1 protein-coding gene is annotated in these 423 nt (G+C 57.0%); it reads right to left on the reverse strand.

Annotation, left to right across the window (positions count from 1 at the left end; all coding sequences use genetic code 11):
* Nucleotides 1–46 precede the first annotated feature (46 nt).
* Nucleotides 47–423, reverse strand: a 377-nt coding sequence (locus D7X55_RS45205) for a hypothetical protein (protein WP_233610473.1), incomplete at its 5' end; no start/stop codon positions are given.

Consider the following 423-nt stretch of genomic DNA (forward strand, 5'->3'; position numbering starts at 1 on the left):
ACCTTGGAGGTTCCAGCTATTCTCTCTCTGCATGATCCCAGCGCCGTCAACAATCCACTGGACTCACTTGCGCCTCATACCACCTGGTGTTCGCGTTCCCAACGCTCCTCCCCGCGGCGGCCTGGCGCGCCGCCCCTCGCAATTTGTTGGCACGGCGGTACAGCTTCGATGAAGGTTCGAAATAGCGGGAAACAGCCAAAGACGCCATCCAGTACGTCAAGGCAAAGGCGATACACACACTCGCCAACGTGCTCAGCCAGACTTTGAACCCCATCTTCGGAGAGAGAGTCTGGATGTCGCCTACTGCGAGAGCATCTGAGAATGGCCACCAGCGAAGAACCTCGTAAACAAGAAAGTTGAGGATCGCGTGGGAGACGACGCCTGGGACGAGCAGCCACCATATGCCGTTGTCCATGACTATAT

This window comes from Corallococcus sp. AB049A (genome assembly GCF_003668885.1).
Taxonomy (GTDB): Bacteria; Myxococcota; Myxococcia; order Myxococcales; family Myxococcaceae; genus Corallococcus; species Corallococcus interemptor.